This is a genomic window from Burkholderia sp. 22PA0106 (assembly GCF_047497155.1).
Lineage (GTDB): Bacteria > Pseudomonadota > Gammaproteobacteria > Burkholderiales > Burkholderiaceae > Burkholderia.
In genome coordinates this window covers 1539658-1562377 of sequence record NZ_CP163162.1, presented here as the reverse complement: position 1 = coordinate 1562377, position 22720 = coordinate 1539658, and the positions used below count along the sequence as shown (strand labels likewise).

The 22720-nt window shown below is 69.6% G+C and carries 5 protein-coding genes; all 5 read right to left on the bottom strand.

Annotation, left to right across the window (positions count from 1 at the left end):
- Window positions 1-179: 179 nt before the first annotated feature.
- Entirely contained in the window at window positions 180-8456 is an 8277-nt protein-coding gene (locus tag AB4850_RS06700; RefSeq protein ID WP_414441822.1) for an amino acid adenylation domain-containing protein, read from the bottom strand.
- Window positions 8457-8464: 8 nt separating this feature from the next.
- On the bottom strand, window positions 8465-16936 hold the full coding sequence (locus AB4850_RS06695) for an amino acid adenylation domain-containing protein (protein ID WP_414441821.1): 8472 nt from the start codon (window positions 16934-16936) through the stop codon (window positions 8465-8467).
- A 100-nt stretch (window positions 16937-17036) separates the two neighbouring features.
- On the bottom strand, window positions 17037-18101 hold the full coding sequence (locus AB4850_RS06690) for a YqcI/YcgG family protein (protein WP_414441820.1): 1065 nt from the start codon (window positions 18099-18101) through the stop codon (window positions 17037-17039).
- Window positions 18102-18194: 93 nt separating this feature from the next.
- Window positions 18195-19637, bottom strand: a complete 1443-nt coding sequence (locus tag AB4850_RS06685; RefSeq protein ID WP_414441819.1) for a peptide synthetase — start codon at window positions 19635-19637, stop codon at window positions 18195-18197.
- Between the two features lie 542 nt (window positions 19638-20179).
- Complete coding sequence (locus AB4850_RS06680) at window positions 20180-22393, bottom strand: TonB-dependent siderophore receptor (RefSeq protein WP_414441818.1); 2214 nt, start codon at window positions 22391-22393, stop codon at window positions 20180-20182.
- Window positions 22394-22720 lie beyond the last annotated feature (327 nt).

Sequence of the window (22720 nt, the reverse complement as noted above, 5' to 3'; positions counted from 1 at the left end):
CGATCGCAACGATTCACCGAGACGGCGCGCAAATGCCGTGAAGCGGTGCAATCAGGCACCGTGATGGCGCGCAAAAATAGGTGCGCGCGCAAGTAAACACGCCGCCCCCGGGTGACCAGGGGCGGCGATGCGAGGCGACCATCGAGGCCGCCGTCAGGCAATCGTCAGCGCCGCCGCGCTCACAAGCCCGCGAGGATGTCGTTCAGCTCGGCGGCGATGTCGGCGTCGCTGGATGCGGGAGCGCGCAGCGCGTCGATCGATTCGGCCAGCGCGGCCAGCGGCGGGTTGCGCATCAGATCGACCAGCGCCACCTCCGCGCCGAGCTTGGCGCGGATCGCCGACTGCGCCTGCATGGCCGCCAGCGAATGGCCGCCCAGCTCGAAGAAACGATCGGTGCGCCGCACCGGCGTGACGCCCAGCAGCGTCGACCAGATGCCGGCCAGCGCCGTCTCGGTCTCGCCCACCGGCCACGCCTCGTCGCCGTCCGCCGCCTGCGCGGCCGGCTCGGGCAGCGCACGACGATCGATCTTGCCGTTCGGATTCAGCGGCAGCGCGTCGAGCACCACCACGGCGGCCGGCACCATGTAGTCGGGCAAGCGCCCCGCCAACGAGGCGCGCAGCGCCGATCCCGCCAACTCCACGCCAGCGGCCGGTGAGACATAGGCCAGCACGCGCAGCCCGCCCGGGCCGTCACGCGTGATCACCGCCGCCTCGCGCACGCGCGCATCCTGCAACAGCACCGATTCGATCTCGCCCAGTTCGATCCGGAAGCCGCGAATCTTGACCTGATGATCGGCGCGGCCCAGATAAGCGAGCGACCCGTCGTCGTGCCAGCGCACGATGTCCCCGGTGCGATAGAGCCGCGCGCCGGGCGTGGCCGCGAACGGGTCGGCCACGAAGCGCTCGGCCGTCAGGCCCGGGCGGTCGTGATAGCCGCGCGCCAGCAGCGGCCCGCCGATGCACAGCTCGCCCGCCGCGCCGAGCGGCGCGAGGTTGCCGTGCGCATCGAGCACGGCCAGCGTGCGGCCCGGCAGCGGGCCGCCGAGCGGGATCTGCGCGGGCACGTCGCGGCCCGCATCGCGCAGCAGCGCGCCGCAATCGAAACGCGTGGCGGTGACGGTCGCCTCGCTCGGCCCGTAGGTGTTGGCCAGCGTCACGCCGGTCAGCCCGGCCGCGCGCCAGGCGCGCACGCCGTCGGCCGGCATCGCCTCGCCGCCGGCATGCACGCAGCGCAGCGTCGCCAGCGCCTGCCGCGCCTCGGGCCGCGCCGCGAAATCCTGCGCGAGCGCGTTCCAGTAGGCGGTGGTCAGGTCGGCCACGGTGATCCGCTCGCGCGCCACCTCGTCGACGAAACGGCCGGTACTCCACAGCTCCGGCCCGCGCACGATCAGCGCCGCGCCGGACGCCAGCGCCGGAAACACCTGCTCGACGAAGCCGTCGAAATTGAACGTCGAGAACTGCAGCACGCGATCGGTCTCGCCGATGCCGAACATGTCGATCGACACCTCGGTATGCCGTGCCAGCGCGTCGTGCGTGATGCCGACGCCCTTCGGCCGCCCGGTCGAGCCGGACGTGTAGATCAGGTAGGCCAGATGCTCGCCCCGCACCTCGCAGGCCGGCGCGCCGGCCGGATGGCCGCTGGTTTCGGCGGCCAGCGCGGCGATGTCGAGCGCGGGCACCGGCAGCCGGCCGCGATCGTCCGCACCGGCGTGTTCGGTCAGCGCCAGCGCGATGCCGCTGTCCTCGATCATCATCGCGAGCCGCTCGGCCGGGTACGACGGATCGAGCGGCACGTAGGCGCCGCCGGCCTTCAGCACGCCGAGGATCGCCACGATCATGCCGAGCGAACGCTCGATGGCGATCCCCACCCGCACGTCGGGGCCGACGCCGGCCGCGCGCAACGCATGCGCGATGCGGTTGGCGCGCGCCTCGAGCGTGCCGTAATCGAGCGTTTCGCCGTCGTGCACCAGCGCCGTGGCGTCGGGCCGGCGCGCGGCCTGCGCCGCGATGCGCCGGTGCACGGGCGGCAATGCGGGTGCGTCCGCGCCCTGCCCCCAGGCCGCCAGTTGCGCGCGTTCGGCGCGCGGCAGCGGGTCGAGCGCGCCGAGCGGCGCGGCGGCATCGGCGGCGAACGCGTCGAGCAGCGCGCCGAACTGCGCGGCCAGCCGTTCGATCTGCGCCTGCGTGAACAGGTCGCCGGCATAGGCGAATTCGATATCGAGCTGCCCGGCGTCGCCCTGGGCCTTATCACCCGACGCGCCCGCCTCGCCCGGCGCGGCCGCGTGCGCGGCGCGGCCCTGCGTGACCGACAGCGTCAGCGGATAGCTGGTGCGATCCTCGTTGCGCAACCCCGAGAAGCGCAGGCCGTGCGGCGAGGCGTCGTCGAGGATCGCGTCGACCGGATAGTTCTCGAACACCAGCAGCGTGTCGAACATCGGCTGGCCGCCCTCGATGCCGGCGCGGCGCTGGATATCGGCCAGCGGCAGGTGCTCGTGCTCGCGCGCGGCCACGCCGTCGCGCTGCACGGCGGCAAGCCAGTCGCCCACGCGCATCGACGGCGCGGGCGTGCCGATCACCGGAATCGTGTTGATGAACAGGCCGAGCATGCGATCCGCGCCCGGCAGCGAATCGGGACGCCCGGCCACGGTCGCGCCGAACGTCACGGTGCGCTGCCCCGTATAACGTTGCAGCAGCACCAGCCAGGCGGCCTGCACCAGCGCACTCAGTGTGGCGCGCTGGGCGCGGGCGAACGCGGCGAGGCGCGCGGTGCGCGGCGCATCGCAACGCAAGTGCACGATGCCGTGGCGCGCCGCGAGCGCCCGGTCGGCCGCAAGCGCGGCCACTGGCGCGGGCAGCGCGTGGGTCAGCAGGCTCGGGCCGTCGAGGCGGGCCGTTTGCGCCTGCCACCAGGCGTCGCCGGCCTCGCGCGGCTGCGCGGCCAGCCAGCCGACGAAGCGGCGGTAGCGCGGCGGCGCATCGGTCAATGCCGCCGCTGCGCCGCCGTAGATCGCCAATACCTCGGCCAACAACTGCGCGGCGCTCCAGCCGTCGAGCAGCACGTGATGGAAGGTCCAGACCACGTGATGACGGGTATCTCCGGTGCGCAGCAGCGTGACGCGCCAGAGCGGCGGCACGGCCAGATCGAAGCCGCGCGCGAGATCGTCGGCGCTGAAGCGGTCGAGGCGGTCGGCCAGCGCCGCGGACGAACCGCTTGCCTCGCCGCGCAGGTCCAGCGCCGCGAACGGCGTGGCCACGCTGCGCGCCACCCATTGGCGCGGCTGGTCGTCGAACGCCAGCACGCCGGTGCGCAACATCTCGTGACGCTGCGCGACCGCCGCCCAGGCCGCTTCGAAACGCGCGGGGTCGAGGCCGTCGGCATCGACGCGCAATTGATTCACATACGCATGCTGCTGCGCGCCGAGCAGGCTGTGGAACACGATGCCGGCCTGCATCGGCGCGAGCGGATACAGGTCGGCCAGCTCGGCCGCCGCCACCGGCAGCGCGTCGAGACGCGCCTGGTCGATGGCTGCGAGCGGCACGTCGGACGGTGTCAGCCCGGCCGCGCCGCTCGTGCAGTGCGCGAGCACGGCCAGCAGTTCGGCATGCAGGCTGGCGGCCAGCGCATCGAGCGCAGCCGCGTCGAAGCGGTCGCCGCCCGGATGGCGCAGCGCGATCGACAACGCGCCGTCGCGGATCTGCGCGGCGATGTCGAGCGCGTGGCTCGGAGCGTTGCCCGCGCCGACGGCCCGGCCGCCACGCTCGGCGGCGAGACGCCAGGCATCGCCGCCATCGCCAGCGCTCGTCAACGCACCATCGAACTGGCCCAGGTAGTTGAACAGCACGTCGGCCGCACCGACGGCAGCCAGCGCGGCGCGCGCCTCGGCGTCGCCCGCGTAGCGCAACATGCCGAAGCTGGCCCCGCCGTGCGGCAGGTTGCGGCGCGCTTCCTTGACGCGCTTGATCGCCGCGCCGATCTCGCCGGCCGGCGCGAGCGCCAGCGGATGAATGCTCGTGAACCAGCCGACCGTGCGGCTCAGGTCGGCCTCGCCCACCGGCGCGTCGCGGCCGTGGCCTTCCACGTCGATGCGCAACGCCTCGCGCCCCGCGAACGCGCACAGCGCGCGGCCCGTCGCCACCAGCAGCAGGTCGGCCAGTTGGGTGCGATAGGCGGCGCAGGCCGGCTGTTGCAGGCGGCGCGTGGTGTCGGCGTCGAGCGTGATGGAGGCGGTGTGCGGGACGGCGGGCGTGGCAGAAGCGCCAGTGCCGACTGCGGGCAACGCCGCATCGACCGCGCCGATCGCAATGGACGCCGTACGCGGGACGCCAGGAGCGGCAGGCACGCCGACCGCGCTTGCAGGCACCGCCGCATCGACTGCGCCGCCCGCAATGGACGCCGTACGCGGGACGTCAGGAGCGACCGGCACGCCGACCACGCTTGCAGGCACCGCCGCATCGACTGCGCCGCCCGCAATGGACGCCGTACGCGGGACGCCAGGAGCGACCGGCACGCCGACCGCGCTTGCAGGCAACGCCGCATCGACCGCGCCGATCGCGAGCCAGTCATCGAGGCTCGCCGCCACGTCGGCACGGCGGGCCGCGTCATGCACGCGCCGCGCGAAGCCGGGGTACGACAGCGTCGGCGCAGGCAGCGCCACCGGCTCGCCCGCACCGAGTTGACGGTACGCCCGATGCAGGTCGCCAAGCAGAATGCGCCACGACACGGTATCGACGGCCAGATGGTGGATCGCGATCGCGATGCGCCAGCTTCCGTCGCTGACGCCCAGCACGAGCGCGCGCAGCAGCGGGCCGTGTTCGATGTCGAGCGTGCTTTGGATCGCGTCGCAGGCGGCGTCGATGGCGTGCGGCGCGACGCCGGTTTGCGTCGCGACGAGCGGCGCGGCGTCGAGCCCGCCGATCCGCTGCCGCCATGCGTTCGCGGCGGCATCGTGCGCGAAGCGCAGACGCAGCGCCGGATGCGCCGCCGCCACGGCGTGCAAGGCCTGGTCGAGACGCGCCGCATCGGGCGCGGTGTCGAGATGCAGCAGCACCGATTGATTCCAGTGACTCCGGTTCGCCAGCGGCTGCGCGAGGAACCATGCCTGCACCGGCATCAGCGCGACCGGCGCGCCGTCGGCCATGGCGGCGGCTTCCTCGGCCTCGTCGGCAGCGGCGCGTTGCGCATCCGCGTCGCGGCCATCCACCGGCAGCGCGACGGCCGCGAGTTCGGCGATCGTCGCTTGCTCGAAGATTTGACGCGCGCTCAGCACGTAGCCGGCTTGCCGGGAGCGCGCGACGATCTGCAAGGCCAGGATCGAATCGCCGCCCAGTTCGAAGAAATCATCGCGCCGGCCGACGCGCGCGCCGCGCAGCAACGCGGACCAGATCGCGGCGAGTTCGGCTTCCGCGCCGTCTTGCGGCGCTTCGTAGTTCGCGGCGGTTTCCGTATCGGCTTCCGGCAGCGGCAGCGCGCGACGGTCCACCTTGCCGTTCGGGTTCAGCGGCAATGCCTCCAAAGCGAGGATGCGCCACGGCACCATGTAGTCGGGCAAGCGGGTGCCCAGTGCGGTACGCAAGGCGGCCGTATCGGGTTGGTCGCCCGTCACGTAAGCGACGAGACGGCCTTCGTGCGCGATGACGACCGCCTCGCGCACGGCTGCATCGGCGGTCAACGCCGATTCGATTTCACCAAGCTCGATGCGCAGGCCGCGGATCTTGACTTGATGGTCGATCCGGCCGAGATAGTCGATAGCGCCATCGGTACGCCAGCGCGCGAGATCACCCGTGCGATACAGGCGCGCGCCCGGAGCGTCCGCAAACGGATCGGGCACGAAGCGGTCAGCCGTCAAATCGGGACGGCCCAGATAACCGCGCGCAAGGCCCGCGCCACCGAGATACAACTCGCCAGGCACACCCGGCGGCACCGGATTCAACCGCGCATCGAGCACCCACGTTTGCGTGGCTGCAATCGGGCGGCCGATCGGCACCGGGCGGCCGGCTTCGTCGATGCAGGTCCATGCCGTGACGTCGATGGCCGCTTCGGTCGGGCCATACAGGTTGTGCAGCGCCACACCCGGAAGCACCGCCGCCGTACGCGCGCTCAGATCGGCAGGCAAGGCCTCGCCGCTGCAAACGATGCGCTTGAGCGTCACGCCGCACGACGCTGCCGCGTCGCTCGCCATGAACGCTTGCAACATCGACGGCACGAAATGCAGCGTCGTGACGCGATGCGCGACAATCGTCTGCGCGAGTTCCACCGGATCGCGATGTGCGCCCGGCGCCGCAATCGCCAAACGTGCGCCCACCATCAACGGCCAGAAGAATTCCCAGACGGAAACGTCGAAGCTGAACGGTGTTTTCTGCAACACCGTTTCGCCGCGTTGCAGGCCGTATTCGCGCTGCATCCAGATCAGGCGGTTCGACAAACCGTCGTGGCTGTTACCGACGCCCTTCGGTCGCCCGGTCGAGCCGGACGTGAAGATCACATAGGCCAGGTTCGTGCCGTGCAGCTTGACGTTCGGATTCGTGGCCGGAAGCGACGAACCCGCCGACAGATCGAGCGTTTCCAGATCGACGCGTTCGACTCCGTCACACACCGGCAGCGTCACATCGCGTTGCGCGAGCAACAAAGCGATGCCGCTGTCGTCGATCATCGCGGCAATCCGATCGGCCGGATAAGACGGATCGAGTGGCACATACGCCGCGCCGGCCTTCATGATCGCGTAGAGCGCGATCACCAGTTCCAGCGACCGCTCGGCCGAAACGCCAACGCGCGACTCCGCACCCACGCCGCGCGACCGCAGCCAATGCGCCAGACGATTCGCGCGATCATTCAGTTCTGCGTACGTCAGCGCGTCAGAACCAAAAACCAGCGCCTCATCATCGGGATACGCCGCCGCATGACGCTCGAACGCATGAAACACCGGCTCGATCTTGTCGTACTGCGTACGATTCCGGCTCCACGCATCGAGCGTCGCGCGCTCGGCCTCGCCGGTCAGCGCGATATCGGCGATCCGCACCGTCAACGGCCCTTGCGCGATGGCCTCGACGCAGCGCAGATAATGCGCGGCGAATCGCTCGATCGTCGCTGCATCGAACAACTCTCGCGCGTAGGTCCATTCAATCGCGATCGCCCCATCCACCGCTTCCTGCGTGTTGAGTATCAGCTCGAACTGCGCCATCGTGGTCGGCAGCGGATGCGGCTCGATATGCAGGCCCGGCAGCGTGTCGAGCATGCGCCAGTCGCGGCGCTGGTGATTGAACATCACCTGGAACAGCGGGCTATGGCTCAGGCTGCGCTCCGGACGCAGCGCTTCCACCAGCGCGTCGAACGGCAATTCCTGATGCGCCTGCGCGCCCACCGTCGCCTCGCGCAAGCGGCCGAGCAGATCGCCGAGCGTCTCGTTGCCGTCGAAGCTCGCGCGCATCACCTGCGTGTTGACGAAGAAGCCGATCAGGCTTTCCGTCTCGACGCGGTTGCGGTTCGCCACCGGCACGCCCACGCGAATGTCGTCCTGCCCCGTGTAACGATGCAGCAGCGCCTGGAACGCCGCCAGCAGCAGCACGAACGGCGTGACCGACTGCTGCTGCGCGCAGGCCCTGATTGCCTGCGACAGCGACGCGGGCAGGTCCAGCGCATGGCGCCCGGCCGTGTAGTCGCCGTGCGAATTGCGCAGGCCGTCCATCGGCAGCGCCAGCACCGGATGCGAATCGCCGAGCGTCGCCTTCCAGTAAGCCAGTTGCCGCTCGCGCTCGCCCACTTCTAGCCACTCGCGCTGCCATGCGGCGTAGTCGGCGTACTGGATCGGCAACGCGGCCAACTGCGCCGGCTCGCCAAGCACGCGCGCGCGGTAATGCGCGACCAGTTCGCCGAGCAGCACCTGCACCGACCAGCCATCGGACACGATGTGATGCATCGACACGGCCAGCAGATGCCGCCCCTCGCCTGCGTCCCGATACAGCGCCGCGCGCAGCAACGGGCCGGCCGACAGGTCGAACGGCTCGTCGGCCAGCGCGCGCGCGGCCGCTTCGAGCGCATCGCTCGCCACCGTTTCCTCGCGCCAGTCGATCGAGGCCGCCTCGTCGACGAAGGCCTCGACCTCGCCAGCTGCATTCGCAACGAAGCGCGTGCGCAGCACCGCATGACGCGCGACGATCGCCGCGAACGCCTCGCGCAGCGCCGCGCCATCCACCTCGCCCGTCAGCCACAGGCCGCCCGAGACGTGATACGCGCGGCTGTCCGGCGAAAGTTGCGCGAGCACCCATTGACGCCGCTGCGCGTACGACACCGGCACCGCGTGGGTCTCGTGGGTCTCGTGGGTCTCGCGCGAGCGCGGCAGGATCGGGAACTGCGCGACGCTCACGCCTTCCGCCTGCATCTTTTCCCAGAATAGACGGCGCTTGTCGGGCGTCAGGTCGATGAAGCGGGCGGCGATGCGGGCGGCCGTGGTCTTGTCCATGAATGCGTTCAAAGCGTGTCCATAAAGAGATCGAGGCTGTTCAGGGCGTCCGTGCCCTGCTGCGCGTCGCGGCCGCGTGCGATGGCCTCGGCCTGTGCGGCAAGCGTGCGCGCGTCGAACAACTCGGCAAGCGCCAGGCTCGCGCCGAGGTCCAGGCCGATCCGCGCGTTCAGGCGCACGACCAGCAGCGAATGGCCGCCCAGCTCGAAGAAATCGTCGTGCCGCCCGACCCGCGACACGCCGAGCAGCGCGGCCCAGATCGCGGCGAGTTCGGTTTCCACGCCGTCTTGCGGCGCTTCGTAGTTCGTCGTGCCCACCGTGTCGGCTTCCGGTATCGGCAGCGCGCGACGGTCTACCTTGCCGTTCGGGTTCAGCGGCAATGCCGCCAAAGCGAGGATGCGCCACGGCACCATGTAGTCGGGCAAGCGGGTGCCCAGTGCGGTACGCAAGGCGGCCGTATCGGGTTGGTCGCCCGTCACGTAAGCGACGAGACGGCCTTCGTGCGCGATGACGACCGCCTCGCGCACGGCGGCATCGGCGGTCAACGCCGATTCGATTTCACCAAGCTCGATGCGCAGGCCGCGGATCTTGACTTGATGGTCGATCCGACCGAGGTAATCGATAGCGCCATCGGTACGCCAGCGCGCGAGATCGCCCGTGCGATACAGGCGCGCGCCCGGAGCGTCCGCAAACGGATCGGGCACGAAGCGGTCAGCCGTCAAATCGGGACGACCCAGATAACCGCGTGCAAGGCCCGCGCCACCGAGATACAACTCGCCGGGCACACCGGGCGGCACCGGATTCAAGCGCGCATCGAGCACCCACGTTTGCGTGGCTGCAATCGGGCGGCCGATCGGCACCGGGCGGCCGGCTTCGTCGATGCAGGTCCACGCCGTGACGTCGATGGCCGCTTCGGTCGGGCCATACAGGTTGTGCAGCGCCACGCCAGGCAGCACTGCCGCCGTGCGCGTGCTCAAGTCGGCCGGCAAGGCTTCGCCGCTGCAAACGATGCGCTTGAGCGTCGCGCCGCAGGAAGCCGCCGCGTCGCTCGCCATGAACGCTTGCAGCATCGACGGCACGAAATGCAGCGTCGTGACGCGATGCGCAATGATCGTCTGCGCGAGTTCCGCCGGGTCGCGATGCGCGCCCGGCGCCGCAATCGCCAGACGTGCGCCCACCATCAACGGCCAGAAGAATTCCCAGACGGAAACGTCGAAGCTGAACGGTGTTTTCTGCAACACCGTTTCGCCGCGTTGCAGGCCGTATTCGCGCTGCATCCAGATCAGGCGGTTCGACAAACCGTCGTGGCTGTTACCGACGCCCTTCGGTCGCCCGGTCGAACCGGACGTGAAGATCACATAGGCCAGGTTCGTGCCGTGCAGCTTGACGTTCGGATTCGTGGCCGGAAGCGACGAACCCGCCAACAGATCCAGCGTTTCCAGATCGACGCGTTCGACTCCGTCACACACCGGCAGCGTCACATCACGTTGCGCGAGCAACAACGCAATGCCGCTGTCGTCGATCATCGCGGCAATCCGATCGGCCGGATAAGACGGATCGAGCGGCACATACGCCGCACCGGCTTTCATGATTGCGTAAAGCGCGATCACCAGTTCCAGCGACCGCTCGGCCGAAACGCCGACGCACGACTCCGCGCCCACGCCGCGCGACCGCAACCAATGCGCCAGACGATTCGCGCGATCATTCAGTTCTGCATAAGTCAGTGCGTCAGAACCAAAAACCAGCGCCTCATCATCGGGATACGCCGCCGCATGACGCTCGAACGCCTGAAACACCGGCTCGATCTCGTCGTACTGCGTACGATTGCGGCTCCACGCATCGAGCGTCGCGCGCTCGGCCTCGTCGGTCAGCGCGAGATCGGCCACACGCGTCGCGAAACCCGACACCACGGCCTCGACGCAGCGGCGGTAATGGGCGGCGAACCGCGCAATGGTCGCCTCGTCGAACAACTCCCGCGCATAGCTGAACTCGAAGCTCACCGCGCCGTCCGCTTCCTCGCGCGTATCGAGCATCAATTCGAACTGCGCGGCCGGTGCGGGCAACCGGCACGGCTCGATCGACAGGCCGGGCAAGCCGTCCAGCACGCGCCAGTCGCGTCGCTGATGATTGAACATCACCTGGAACAGCGGGCTGTGGCTCAGGCTGCGCTCGGGGCGCAACGCATCCACGAGCACGTCGAACGGCAGATCCTGGTGCGCTTGCGCGCCGGCCGTCGCATCGCGCAGGCTGCCGAGCAGATCGCCCAGCGTCTCGCCGCCGTCGAAGCGCGCACGCATCACCTGCGTATTGACGAAGAAGCCGATCAGGCCGGCCGTCTCGACGCGATGGCGGTTCGCCACCGGCACGCCGACGCGAATATCGTCCTGCCCCGTGTAACGGCGCAGCAGCGCCTGGAACGCGGCCAGCAACAGCATGAACGGCGTGGCGGAATGCTGCTGCGCACAGGCCTTGATCGCCTGAGACAGCGACGCCGGCAAGTTCAGCGCATAACGCCCGGCCGTGTAGCCGCCCTGTGCGTTGCGCACGCCGTCCATCGGCAGCGCCAGCACCGGATGCGAATCGCCGAGCGTCGCCTTCCAGTAGGCCAGTTGCCGCTCGCGCTCGCCGGCGGCCAGCCAGTCGCGCTGCCACACGGCGTAGTCGGCGTACTGGATCGGCAACGCGGCCAACTGCGCCGGCTCGCCGAGCACGCGCGCGCGGTAATGCGCCACCAGTTCTTCGAGCAGCACCTGAACGGACCAACCGTCCGACACGATGTGATGCATCGACACGGCCAGCAGATGCCGGCCCTCGCCCGCGTTCCGGTACAGCGCGGCGCGCAGCAGCGGGCCGGCCGACAGATCGAACGGTTCGTCGGCCAGCGCGCGCGCGGCGGTTTCGAGCACATCGTTCGCCACGGTTGCGTCGCGCCAGTCGATCGACACCGTGTCATCGACATGCGCCTCGACCTCGCCCGCCGCATTGGCGACGAAGCGCGTGCGCAGCACCGCATGGCGCGCGACGATCGCCGCAAACGCCTCGCGCAGCGCCGCGCCGTCCACCTCGCCCGTCAACCACAGGCCGCCCGACACGTGATAAGCACGGCTCGCCGGGGCGAGTTGCCAGAGGAACCACAAACGCTGCTGCGCAAACGAAGCGAGCGAGCGCGAACGCGCGGCGGCAGGCAGGCTCGGAATCGGCGACGACTCGGCCGATGCGTCCGCCACCGATGCCGAACCGGAAACCGGCGCGTCGGCCAGCTTCGCAGGCGCAGGCGCAACCGCCGCCTTCGCCGCCGATTTCTCGGCCAGTTCCGCCAGTGTCAGACGCTGGAACAACTGCTTCGGCGTGATCGTGATGCCGAGCTTGCGCGCCTTCGCGACGACCTTCAGCCCAAGCAGCGAATCGCCGCCCACTTCGAAGAAATTGCAATCGCGGCCGATGCGCGCCAGTTCGATGCCGATCACATCGGCCCAGATCGCCGCGATGGCCTGTTCGGTTTCGCCGCGCGGTGCGTCGGCGGCTTGGACTTCCGCTTCGGCCGACGAGCCTTCCGGAGATTCGCCCGAAGCCGGAGCGACTGACGTAACCGACTGCGCCAGCCAATCCCCGAGCCGCGCACGCAGCGCCGCCCGGTCGAGCTTGCCGTTCGCATTGAGCGGCAGCGCGTCGAGCGCGATCGACTCGGCCGGCACCATGTAATCGGGCAGCAGCCGCGCCGCCGCCTCGCGCAGCGCGGCGGCCTCCGGGCCGCCCGCGACGAACGCGGCCAGCCGCGTGCCGGCCGGCGTTTCATAGGCCAGCACGGCCGCGCCGCGCACGCCGTCGAGGGTCGTCAGCGCGCGCTCGACCTCGGCCGGCTCGACGCGGTAGCCGCGCACCTTGACCTGATCGTCGGCACGGCCGCGATAGTCGAGCAGGCCGTCCGGGCCGAGGCGCGCCAGGTCGCCCGTGCGGTACAGCCGCTCGCCGGCCAGGAACGGATCGGGCACGAAGCGTTCGGCCGTCAGCCCCGCGCGGCCGTGATAGCCGCGCGCCACGCCGGGGCCGCCGACGTAGAGTTCGCCGTCCTCGCCGTCGGCCACCGGGTTCATGGCCGCATCGAGCAGATGCAGGCGCATGCCGGGCAGCGCGCGGCCGAGCGGCAGGTCGCGATCGGCGAGCGCACCGGCCGGCCAGGCGTGCATGGCGACGCCGACGGTGGTTTCGGTCGGGCCGTAGTGATTGAACACGCGGCAGTGCGGCGCAAGCGCGGCGACGCGCGCCAGCAGCGCGGCCGGGGTGCGCTCGCCGCCGACGATCAGCGCGTCGGCCGGCAGCACCTGCGCCGCTTGCGCGGCGGACAGCAACGCGGCCAGATGGCTCGGCACGATCTTCAGGACCCCGACGCGATGCGCGGCCATGTAGGCGGCGAACGCATCGGGCTGGAACACCAGATCGGGCGCGATCAGATGCAGCGTGCGGCCCGAGGCCAGCGCGCCGAACAGCGTCGTGTGGCCGAGGTCGGCCGCAGGCGTGGACACCATCGCGAACGACGATGCCGGCTGTGCATCGAGCGTGGCGAGCATGCCGGCCACGTAGTTGCCGAGCGCGCGGTGCGTGATCACCACGCCCTTCGGCTCGCCGGTCGAACCCGACGTGTAGATCATGTAGGCCGCGCGATCGGCTTGATGTTGATGCGTACGCGGCAGGCTCGCAGTGGCGACGGTAGCGGGCGGCACGGCCTCGTAACGCAACGCCATCGGCACGGCGGCAGCCAGTGCAAGGCCGTCCGGCAAGGCCACCGCATGCAGCAGCAATGCCGCGCCGCTGTCGGCCAGTTGCGCCGACAGGCGCGCGGCCGGCGCGCGCGGGTCGAGCGGCAGCCAGGTCGCGCCGGCCTTCAGCACGGCCAGCATGGCCAGCACATGCTCGACCGAACGCTCGGCCAGCACGGCGACGCGCGCCTCGGGGGCGATCCCCTGCGCGACGAGCCGTGCAGCCAGCGCATCGGCGGCCGCGTCGAGCGCGGCGTAGCTCACCCGCCGCTCGCCATCGGCCAGCGCGATCTGCGCGCCATCGCGCGCCACGCTCGCCGTCCATCGTGCGAGAAACCCGCCGTCGGCAGCGGCATCGGCCTGCGCCGCTGCCTCGGCCAGCACGCCGGCCAGCGGCGCGTCCGGTTCGGCCGCGAGCTTCGCCGCGAACGCCGTGAAGCACGCGCTCAGGCGAGCCACGGCGGCGGCGTCGAACACCGCGTCGTCATAGGCCAGCAGGCAGTCGATCGCATCGCCGCGATCGGTGAAATCAAGCGCGAGATCGAAGTGCGGCGTGTCGTTGAGCAGCACGCGCAGTTCCGCGCCGAGCGGTGCGAAACCGTGCGTGTCGAACGGCCGCTGCTCGGTCAGCTTGACCTGGAACAGCGCTTCGTCGCCGGTAACGCGGTTCGGCAGCAGCGCACTCATCAACCGGTCGAACGGCACGTCCTGATGTTCGTGCGCGGCCAGCACCGTCTCGCGCGCGCCATCGACCAGCGCCGCGAAGCCGCGCGCCGGGTCGATTCGCGTGCGCAGCACCTGCACGTTGATGAAATAGCCGATCAGCGCATGCGCTTCGGGGCGCGCGCGGCGCGACACCGGCGCGCCGACGCGGATGTCGTCGCGGCCGCTGGCCTCGTGCAGCACCGCGTTCAGCACGGCCAGCATCGCCATGAACGGCGTGGCATGACGCTCGGCCGCGAGACGCCGCAGCGCCGCCGCCGTCTCGCGCGGCAGCGTAAACGTCACGCCGCGCTGGGCGCCAGGCGTTGCACGCTCGCGCGGGAACAGCCGCGCGGCGGCGGCCGGATCGCCGTCGGCGGCGAGTTGCCTGCGCCAGTAATCGAGTTGACGCGCGATCGCGTCGTCGCCGAGCGCGGCGCGCTCCCAGGCGATGTAATCGGTGTATTGCCAGGCCGGGGCAAGCGTCGGCGCCGCCCCGCCCGTGCGCGCCGCATAGGCACGCGCCAATGCATCGAGCAGCACGTTGACGGACCAGCCGTCGGCCACGATGTGATGCAGCGCGATCAGCAAGCGATGCGAATCGTCAGCGGTGCGAACCAGATGCGCGCGCAGCAGCGGCCCGGTTTCGAGATCGAACGGCGCCTGCGCGACCTCGCGCGTCAGGCGTTCGAACGCGGCGGCCTGCGCGCCGGCGTCGAGCGTATCGAGCGCGGTCAGCGGCAGCGCGTGCGCGCGCTGTGCATCGACGATCTGCAACGCCTCGCCCTCGTCGCCCAGTTCGAAGCGCGCGCGCAGCACGTCGTGCGCGGCCACCACGTCGTCGAGCGCGCGTTGCAGCGCGGTGGCGTCGAGCACGCCGTCGAGGCGCAATTCACCGCTCATGTTGTAGGCCGCGCTCGACGGCTCGTGCAGCCAGGTTAGCCACAGGCTGCGCTGCGCGTCGGACGCCACGGCCACGCGGCGCGCGGCGGCGTCGAGCGGAGCGAACGAGGCCAGTGCCGCCAGCGATTGTGCGCCGCCGGCCGCGAGACGCTCGTCGATACGCGCGGCCGCTGCCCGCAGCGTCGGCGCGGTGAACACGTCGCGCGCCGAATAGTCGATCGCCCAGCGCGCCTGCACGGCCGCCGCGACCTGCACGGCGGCCAGCGAATTGCCGCCGAACGCGAAGAAGCTCGCGGCCGGATCGGGAGAAGCGGGCAGCGACGGCAGCGCCTCGCGCCACAACGCGGCCAGTTCCCGCTCCAGCTCGGAGCAGGCCGCGCCGCCTTCGGCCGCAGCCGGCCCATCGGAATCATCCCGCTGCCCGTGCACGAGATACGCATAGGCATCGAGCGAACGCGCCTGCCAGCCACGCACGCACGCGGCGCGCTGCACCTTGCCGCTCGACGTCTTCGGCAGGCCGCCCGGATTGAGCAGCACCACCACGGCGGCCGGCTCGCCGCAGGCTTGCGCCACGGCCTCGGTCAGCGCGGCGGCGATCGCTTCGGGCGCGGCCAGCTTCTGCATGTTGCGCGACACTTCAGCCGCGACGCCAATGCCTTCCTGGCCGTTCACCTCGACCGCGAACGCCGCCACGCGGCCACGACGCACCAGTTCCACGTCGCGCTCGATCGCGAGTTCGAGATCCTGCGGATACAGGTTGCGGCCACGCACGATCAGCAGATCCTTGATGCGCCCGGCCACGAACAGTTCGCCGTCGTGCACGAAACCGAGATCGCCGGTGCGCAGCCAGGTCGCGCCGTCGCGCTCGACGAACGAGGCGGCCGTCGCGTCGGCGCGCCGCCAGTAGCCGGCCGCCACGCTCGGCCCGTGCACCAGGATCTCGCCGATGCCGCCGTCGTCCAGCACCGCGCCGCTGGCGCGATCGACAATGGCGATCGTGTGATGGCTCGGAGCCCGGCCGCACGACACGAGTGCAACACCGGCCGCATCGGCCACCGCGCGCCCGCGTTCGAGCGCCTCGGCATCGAAGCCCGGCGCGCGCGCACCACGCCCGCGCCCGACGCCGCTGACGTACAGCGTCGCCTCGGCCAGCCCGTAGCACGGAAACAGCGCGTCGGCGTCGAACCGTTGCGGCGCGAAGCGCTCGACGAACGCATCGAGCGTGGCCTTGCGCACCGGCTCGGAACCGGAGAACGCGAGCCGCCAGCTCGACAGATCGAGCGCGGCGCGCGCCTCGTCGCCCACGCGGTCGGCGCACAGCCGATACGAGAAATCGGGGCCGCCGGAGATCGTGCCGCGATGGCGCGCGATCGCCTCCAGCCAGCGCACCGGCCGTTCCAGGAAGAACTGCGGCGACATCAGCACCAGCGCAATCCCGCTGTAGACCGGCTGCGACAGCGTGCCGATCAGGCCCATGTCGTGATAAAGCGGCAGCCAACTGACGAACACGTCCTCGGCCGTCACGCCGAGCCCTTCGCAGATGGCCACTTCGTTGGCCCACAGGCTGCCGTGCGTGACCATCACGCCCTTCGGCGTGGAGGTCGAGCCGGACGTGTACTGCAGGAACGCGATGTCGGACGGGGCGGCGCGATGCGGCGCGAAGCCGGCCGGATCCACTGCGCCGTGATCGAGCGCATCCATCTCGATGCACGCGGCGTTCGGGGCGATCTGCGCGAACGCGTCGCCGAGCTTGGCCGACAGCGCGGCGGTGGTCACCACGAACGCCGCATCGGCATCGGCGGCGATCGCGGCGAGCCGCGCCAGATGTTGCCCGCGCAACGATTCGGGCGGATAGACAGGCACCGCGATCGCGCCCGCGTAGAGGCAGCCGAAGAACGCGGCCACGTAGTCGATGCCGCTGTCCATCGCGAGCAGCACGCGCGCAGCCTGGCCGCCCGCGCCGCGCTCGCGCAGCAGGACGGCCAGCGCCGTGGCGCGCCGGTCGAGCGCCGCGTAGTCGTAGCGCGTGTCGCCTTGCGCATCGACCGTCACCAGCGCGGTGTCCGCGGCTCGCTGCGCCGCCAGCGCGCGCAACCGTTCGATCATGTTCTCTGCCATTTCCCTACCTCGCCCTGCTGTCTTTCTCCGCCGCATCGCGGGCGGCGTTTCCGGGCGCCGTGGCGCCCGGCCCTCGTGATCGCTTCGGCACCGCGCTGCGTCAGTCCTCGCCGTACTCGTGGCGATCGCGCTTGAGCGGCGGCACCGCGTGCGGCTCCTTGCCGTGCCACGACGCCGGATGCGGCGCATACGGGTTCTCGGTCGAGACGATCCGGTGCTGCTGCCAATGGCGCGCGCCGGCCGAATCGGCGGCGGCCGGCTTCGACTGCACCACCACCGGCTCGACATGACGCTTCGGCGCGTAGTCGCCGGCGTTCAGCACGTCGCGCGGCTCGGCCCCGAACGCGGCCTGGGCCGCTTCGGCGTTCTGTTTCTGGCGTTTCAGGAACGGGCAGCGGTCGTCGGCGGCCACGTTGGCGTCGTCGAGGAAGTACTGCTTCCATTCGAGGTTGCCCGGGTCGCCGTAGAAGCCGAGATCCGGGTGGGCCGGGATTTCGTCCCAGGTTTCGAGGCGCTTGCGCACCTGGTTGCGCGCCTCGCGGCCGATCACCTTGTTGGTGATGGTGTCGACGAACACGCTGCGCGGCTGGAACAGCAGCACCATGCCGGGGCCGAGGTTGCGGCTGTGGCGCGTGCGGAACGACGGGCACGCGCACACCACGAAGCACTCCACGCCCGCGAACGAGAATTCCCAGTCGCCATCGGACGGCGGCGGTTGCTGGTCGGCCTTCGGATCGGGATCGACGTCGTGCAGATGCTGGAGAATCTGCCAGAAATGCTTGTGATAGTCGTCGTGCGAGAGCGGCGCGGCGTCCGGTTCGAAGAACACCGCAATATTGTTCTTGCGATACTCGGGGCGTAGCGCGAGTTCGGCGAAGGTCTGCATGGTGGCCGGCAGGTCGGCGATGTTCTTGCCGTTCACGAACGAATAGAACATCTCGCCGCGCTTCTCGGCGATGGTGCCGAAGAAGCACGGATACTCGGGGTGCATCACGCTCTCGCGCAGCGTCGCGTACGACGCGTCGAGCCACGCGGGCGGGTTCGCGGCGGCGCCGAGCGCACGGCCGTTGATGATGCGGCTCTTCCAGTCGCCCGGATCAAAGCCTTCGCCGGGCGCCGCATCGGCTTGCGCCAACAGGTTGACCTTTTCCTCGGTTGAACTCATTTCATATCCTTGTTCGTCGCCAGCGCGGGCGAGCGTGCCGGGCCGCGCGGAATGCGCGGCCCACCAGTCAAAGCAGGTTCCTGCCGGCGGAACTCAGGCGGATGCGCCCGCGTTCGCCTTCGCCTCGAGTTCGGCGACCAGCGCCTGAACCCAGTCGTCCGGAATGATCGGCTGGTGATACGTGCACTCGCCCGACAGCACGGTCGAACCGTGCAGGCGGCCGTCGGGAATCAGCACCTTGTCGCCCACGTTCATCTTCAACTGCATGCCCACATTGCCCCAGAACAGCATCTGGCCTTCCTCGATGGTCACGAGGCGGTGATCGTTGTGGACGTGCGTGGTCGAGCACATCTCGAACGGCTCGACGAAGGTTTCGCGGTCGATACCCGGGCATTCGACGTCGATGCGGTCGCTGATTCGGTGTGCGAACTTGATGTAATGGCGGATCGACGACAGCCACAGCAACTGCTCGCCCAGATCCCAGCGCGCGCGCTCGCACAGGCGCTCGGCCGCGGCCACGCCCTGCACCGCTTGCGCATAGGCCGGCTGGCCGTATTGGCCGGCAATCGTTTGCAGCGCTTCCTGGAAGCGCGCCACCAGTGCATCGGTGCGGCGCTCGAATTCGCCCGGCTCGCGGCCGGCCGGCGCCAGATGCGCGCAGGCGCGCTCCAGCGCAGCGCCGAACGCCAGCCATTCGGCTTCGGCCGCGTAGGCCGCGCCCACCAGGCCGAACGCGCGATCCGGGCGGCGTCCCAGCGCGTACAGCAAGTTGGCCTTGGCGGTGCTGGTCGGCAGATAGAACTGCCAGTACGCATGCTGCTGGCGCGTCACGCCCACCGAGGCGGCGATCTTTTCGAGCAGCGCATCCGATGGCAGGTCGCCGTGCAGTTGCGGGCGCAACGCCTCGGGCAGCATGTCGAGGAAGCCGCTCGCCGTGGCGCGAGCCAGCGCGCGGCGCTTCGACGGCGCGAGCGCCCAGCGCTGCACGGTGATGAAGCGCAGGCCTTCCTGCAGATAATCGTTGCGCATCAGGCGGGCGAACGATTCGGTCCAGAACGCCGTTTCCTCGTCGATCAGGCGCTTCAGGCGCGCGGCAGCAGCAGCCGGCTCGGCCTCGACGGCCTGATCCTGCGACAGGTATTCGAACGCGTACGCTTCGAGGAACGGGGCGATCTGCGCGCCGAACACCTGCACGTCGTCGCCATAGAAGCCGCTGAAGTGCTGCCATTCGTCGATGTCGGCGCTGCGCGGCAGGCGCGCCACGCCCAGCTCGTAGATCGACAGCAGCGTGCGGCCCGAGGCCAGCGCCGGCAGGCGGCTCACGTTGTGCTGGCGCACCGGCTTCTGGAACTTCAGGAATTCGAAATCTTCCGGACGCAGCGGGCGGCGGTGGAAATCGTCTTCCAGCAGCAGCTCGCTGACATGCGCGCTGCGGAATGCGTGCGCGGCTGAGAACTGCTTGATCAGTTCAACGTAGCGTTCGCTCTGGCCGGCGAACGGCGAGAAATCAAATAGCAAAGGCATGGCTTGCGACATGGCGAAGGTTCCTGTGAAGAGTTCTCGGAAGCACGCGGCCCGGCTGCGAGGCCGGAGCGTGCGAGAAAAGGCCGGCAGCACCGGCTCGGAGCGTCGCGTACGGCGACGCGGCGCCGGTGCAAACGCGCAGGCAGCGCGACGGCGATGCCCGCGGCGCGCTGAAATCGGACACCCGGCACGGAACGGCCAGGCAGGTGGGACGGACGGCATTCGACATCGTCATGCTTACGTCAGCGACATTCATCGTTCCCTCCATGACGCGTTCGCGGCGGCGCCCAGGCATCGGAGCGCGACCACGCGAGTCAGCTGCACAACGCGGCTTCGGCCCGAAGCGAGTCGTACGCGGGTAATTTATATAAATACAATGCAAATCGGAATGATTCGCATTAATTGTTTCAGTTTCACGACCACACCGTGACCGCCGCTGTCACACATGTCCTCTGCTCCGGCATGCGTTCCCGGCCGGAGCCGGGTATCGAGCCGGGGCACGCGGAACGCCCCGGTTCGTCAGGTGCGGCGGGACCGGCCCGCCGCGGGGTTCGTCAGAAATCCGAACGAACCGTCAGCATCACGTTGCGGGTATCGCCGAACACGCTGTAGAAATTGCCCGGCGGACGCAGGTAGTACTGGCGATTGAAGATGTTGTTCAACGCGAGCGACGCTTCGAGGTGCTTGTTGAAGCGATAGCCGACCTGCGCATTGAAGACCGTGTAGCCGCCCTGCACCACGCCGCGCGTAGTCTGCGTCTGCGCGAGCATGCCGCCGCCGACCGAGAAGCCGCGCAGCGTGCCGGCCGTGAACGAGTACTTGGTCCACAGCTTGAACAGGTGCTTCGGATCGGTGCCTTCCGACAGGTCGGCCGCCGCGTTCTCGTAGCTCGCATTCAGGTACGTGTAGCCCGCGTAGATGTTCCAGTTCTCGATCGGCTGGCCCGTCACCTCGAACTCGAAGCCCTGGTCGCGCACCTTGCCGGCCGGGATCGAGAACGTCGGGTGCACCGGGTCGAGCACCGCGCGGTTGTTGTCCTGGATTCGGAACAACGCGGCGGTGGTCGACAGGCGGCCGCCGAGGAAGCTGTTCTTCACGCCGATTTCATACTGATCGCCGGTACGCGGCGGCACCACGCTGCCGCCGAATTCGGTCGCGGTTTGCGCGGCCAGGAACTTCGAGTAGCTCGCGTAGACGGTGGTCGACGGCGTGATGTCCCACACCAGGCCCACCGACGGCAGGAAACGGTGATCGAGGTTGACGTTGGTCTTCCAGTCGGCCACGGTCGGCAGGATCGACTGCGAGCGCTGTTCGAAGAACGCCTCGCGCGCGCCCAGCACCAGCGTGACCGGGTCGAGCAGCTTGACGCGCGCCTGCGTGTAGAAGCCGTACTGAACCTGGCGCGTGTTGGTGCCGAACGTGAACGGCACGTTGACCTTGCCGATCACGTTCGGGTCGTACAGGCTGAACGTGCCGAGCGGGCCGGGGCCGACCAGCGATTTGTTGCCGCTGTACGCGGTTTCCGACATCACCGAGTAGTTCGCACCGACCGTCAGCGTGTGGGTCCGGCCGAACGCCTCGATCGGGCCGGTCACGTTGGTGTCGGCGCCGAACCAGTCATAGGTGTTCTGCTGGCGGCGCTCGGTGTAGCGCGCGATGCCGGGGGCCAGGGCGCCCGGGCCGCTGTCGGCCTCGTCCGCCTTGGTGAATTCGTGACGATAGAACAGCGTCGTCTGCGATTTCCAGCCATTCGCGAAGCTGTGCACCAGGTTGCCGTTCACTTCCTGCAGCGAGGTGTAGCCGTAGTTCCAGTCCGGCGCGAAGTTCTGCGAGTACGAGCTCGGCACGCGGCCCGACGGCGCGGTGGCGGTCGCGCTGCGGAACAGGCCCGATGCGCCGTAATCGAAGCCGGTGTTGGTGTTGACCTGGTAGCCGGCCGACAGCGACAGCGTGGTGCGCGGGGTGATGTCCCAGTCGATCGCGCCGTAGGCGGTCACTTCCTTCTTGCGCGCGCGGTCGATCGAGCCGTGCATGTCGCTGCCGATCAGCACGGCGCGGCCGCGCACGGTGCCTTCCTTGTTCAGCGCGCCGGTCACGTCGATCATCTGGCGGGCGCCGCCGAACGAGCTGATCTGGGTTTCGGTGCTGAGGTGGAATTCCTTCTGCGGGCGCTTGCGCACCAGGTTCACGGTGCCGCCCGGCTCGCCGTTGCCGTCGAGCACGCCGTTCGGACCACGAATCAATTCGACGCGGTCGTAAATGCCCAGGTCGAACTGCTGCAGATATTCAAGACCACCGACGATCGACACGCCGTCGAATTCGATGCCGAGCTGCGTGCCGCGCGCGTGGTAGTAGGCCGTGCCGTCGCCGTATTCGATCGCGCTCACGCCCGTCATGTTGCGCAGCGCGTCCTGGATCGTCGTCATGTTCTGATCGTTCATCCGTTCGCGCGTCAGCACCGACACCGAGGCGGGAATCTCCTTGACCGGCGTGGCCGAACGGCTGCCGACGGTGGCCGCGCGGGTCGCGTACGAGCCGCTGTCCTCGGTCGTCGCATCGGGCGCGGCCTTCACGTGCACGGTCGGCAGCGCGGCGGACGCTGCCTGCGGTGCGGAAGCGGCCGCCTGCGCGTGCGCCGCGCCAGCCCATGCCGCGCATAGCGCGATCGCGACCGGCGTCAACCGGATCACCCCTGCCTGTCGATACGAAACGCGCTTCCCGCGCCGCCAGCCGTCCATCGAGATTCCCATTTGTTGACTACGCTCCATGTGTGGTGTCCGTCCGCCGTGGTTCGATCTGACGACTCGGCGGCCGTTTGTAAGCGTCACCGGATGCGGTCGACATGACGCTCGCGACATGCCGAATTACTGGTGATCGCACCCCGGCGTTGCACACCTCCCCGCGCCAGAATGCGAGTCGGAATATTACCGATAACGATTCTCATTTGCAATTCATTTGCGCACTGTTCCGATTCATGCGTCGTATTCATGGGAACCGGTGCAACGGGATGGGCAATCGCGTGTCGATCAAGGCTGTCCCTAAGCTTTCGAAAGCGGCGCGAAGGCGTCGAAACAGGTGCTTGCGCAGCACGAATG

Excerpts from the sequence above, each read along its gene's own strand:
- AB4850_RS06690 (WP_414441820.1), bottom strand. The coding sequence starts at position 18,101 with ATGAGTTCAACCGAGGAAAAGGTCAACCTGTTGGCGCAAGCCGATGCG.
- AB4850_RS06695 (WP_414441821.1), bottom strand. The coding sequence starts at position 16,936 with ATGGCAGAGAACATGATCGAACGGTTGCGCGCGCTGGCGGCGCAGCGA.
- AB4850_RS06680 (WP_414441818.1), bottom strand. The coding sequence starts at position 22,393 with ATGGAGCGTAGTCAACAAATGGGAATCTCGATGGACGGCTGGCGGCGC.
- AB4850_RS06700 (WP_414441822.1), bottom strand. The coding sequence starts at position 8,456 with ATGGACAAGACCACGGCCGCCCGCATCGCCGCCCGCTTCATCGACCTG.
- AB4850_RS06685 (WP_414441819.1), bottom strand. The coding sequence starts at position 19,637 with ATGTCGCAAGCCATGCCTTTGCTATTTGATTTCTCGCCGTTCGCCGGC.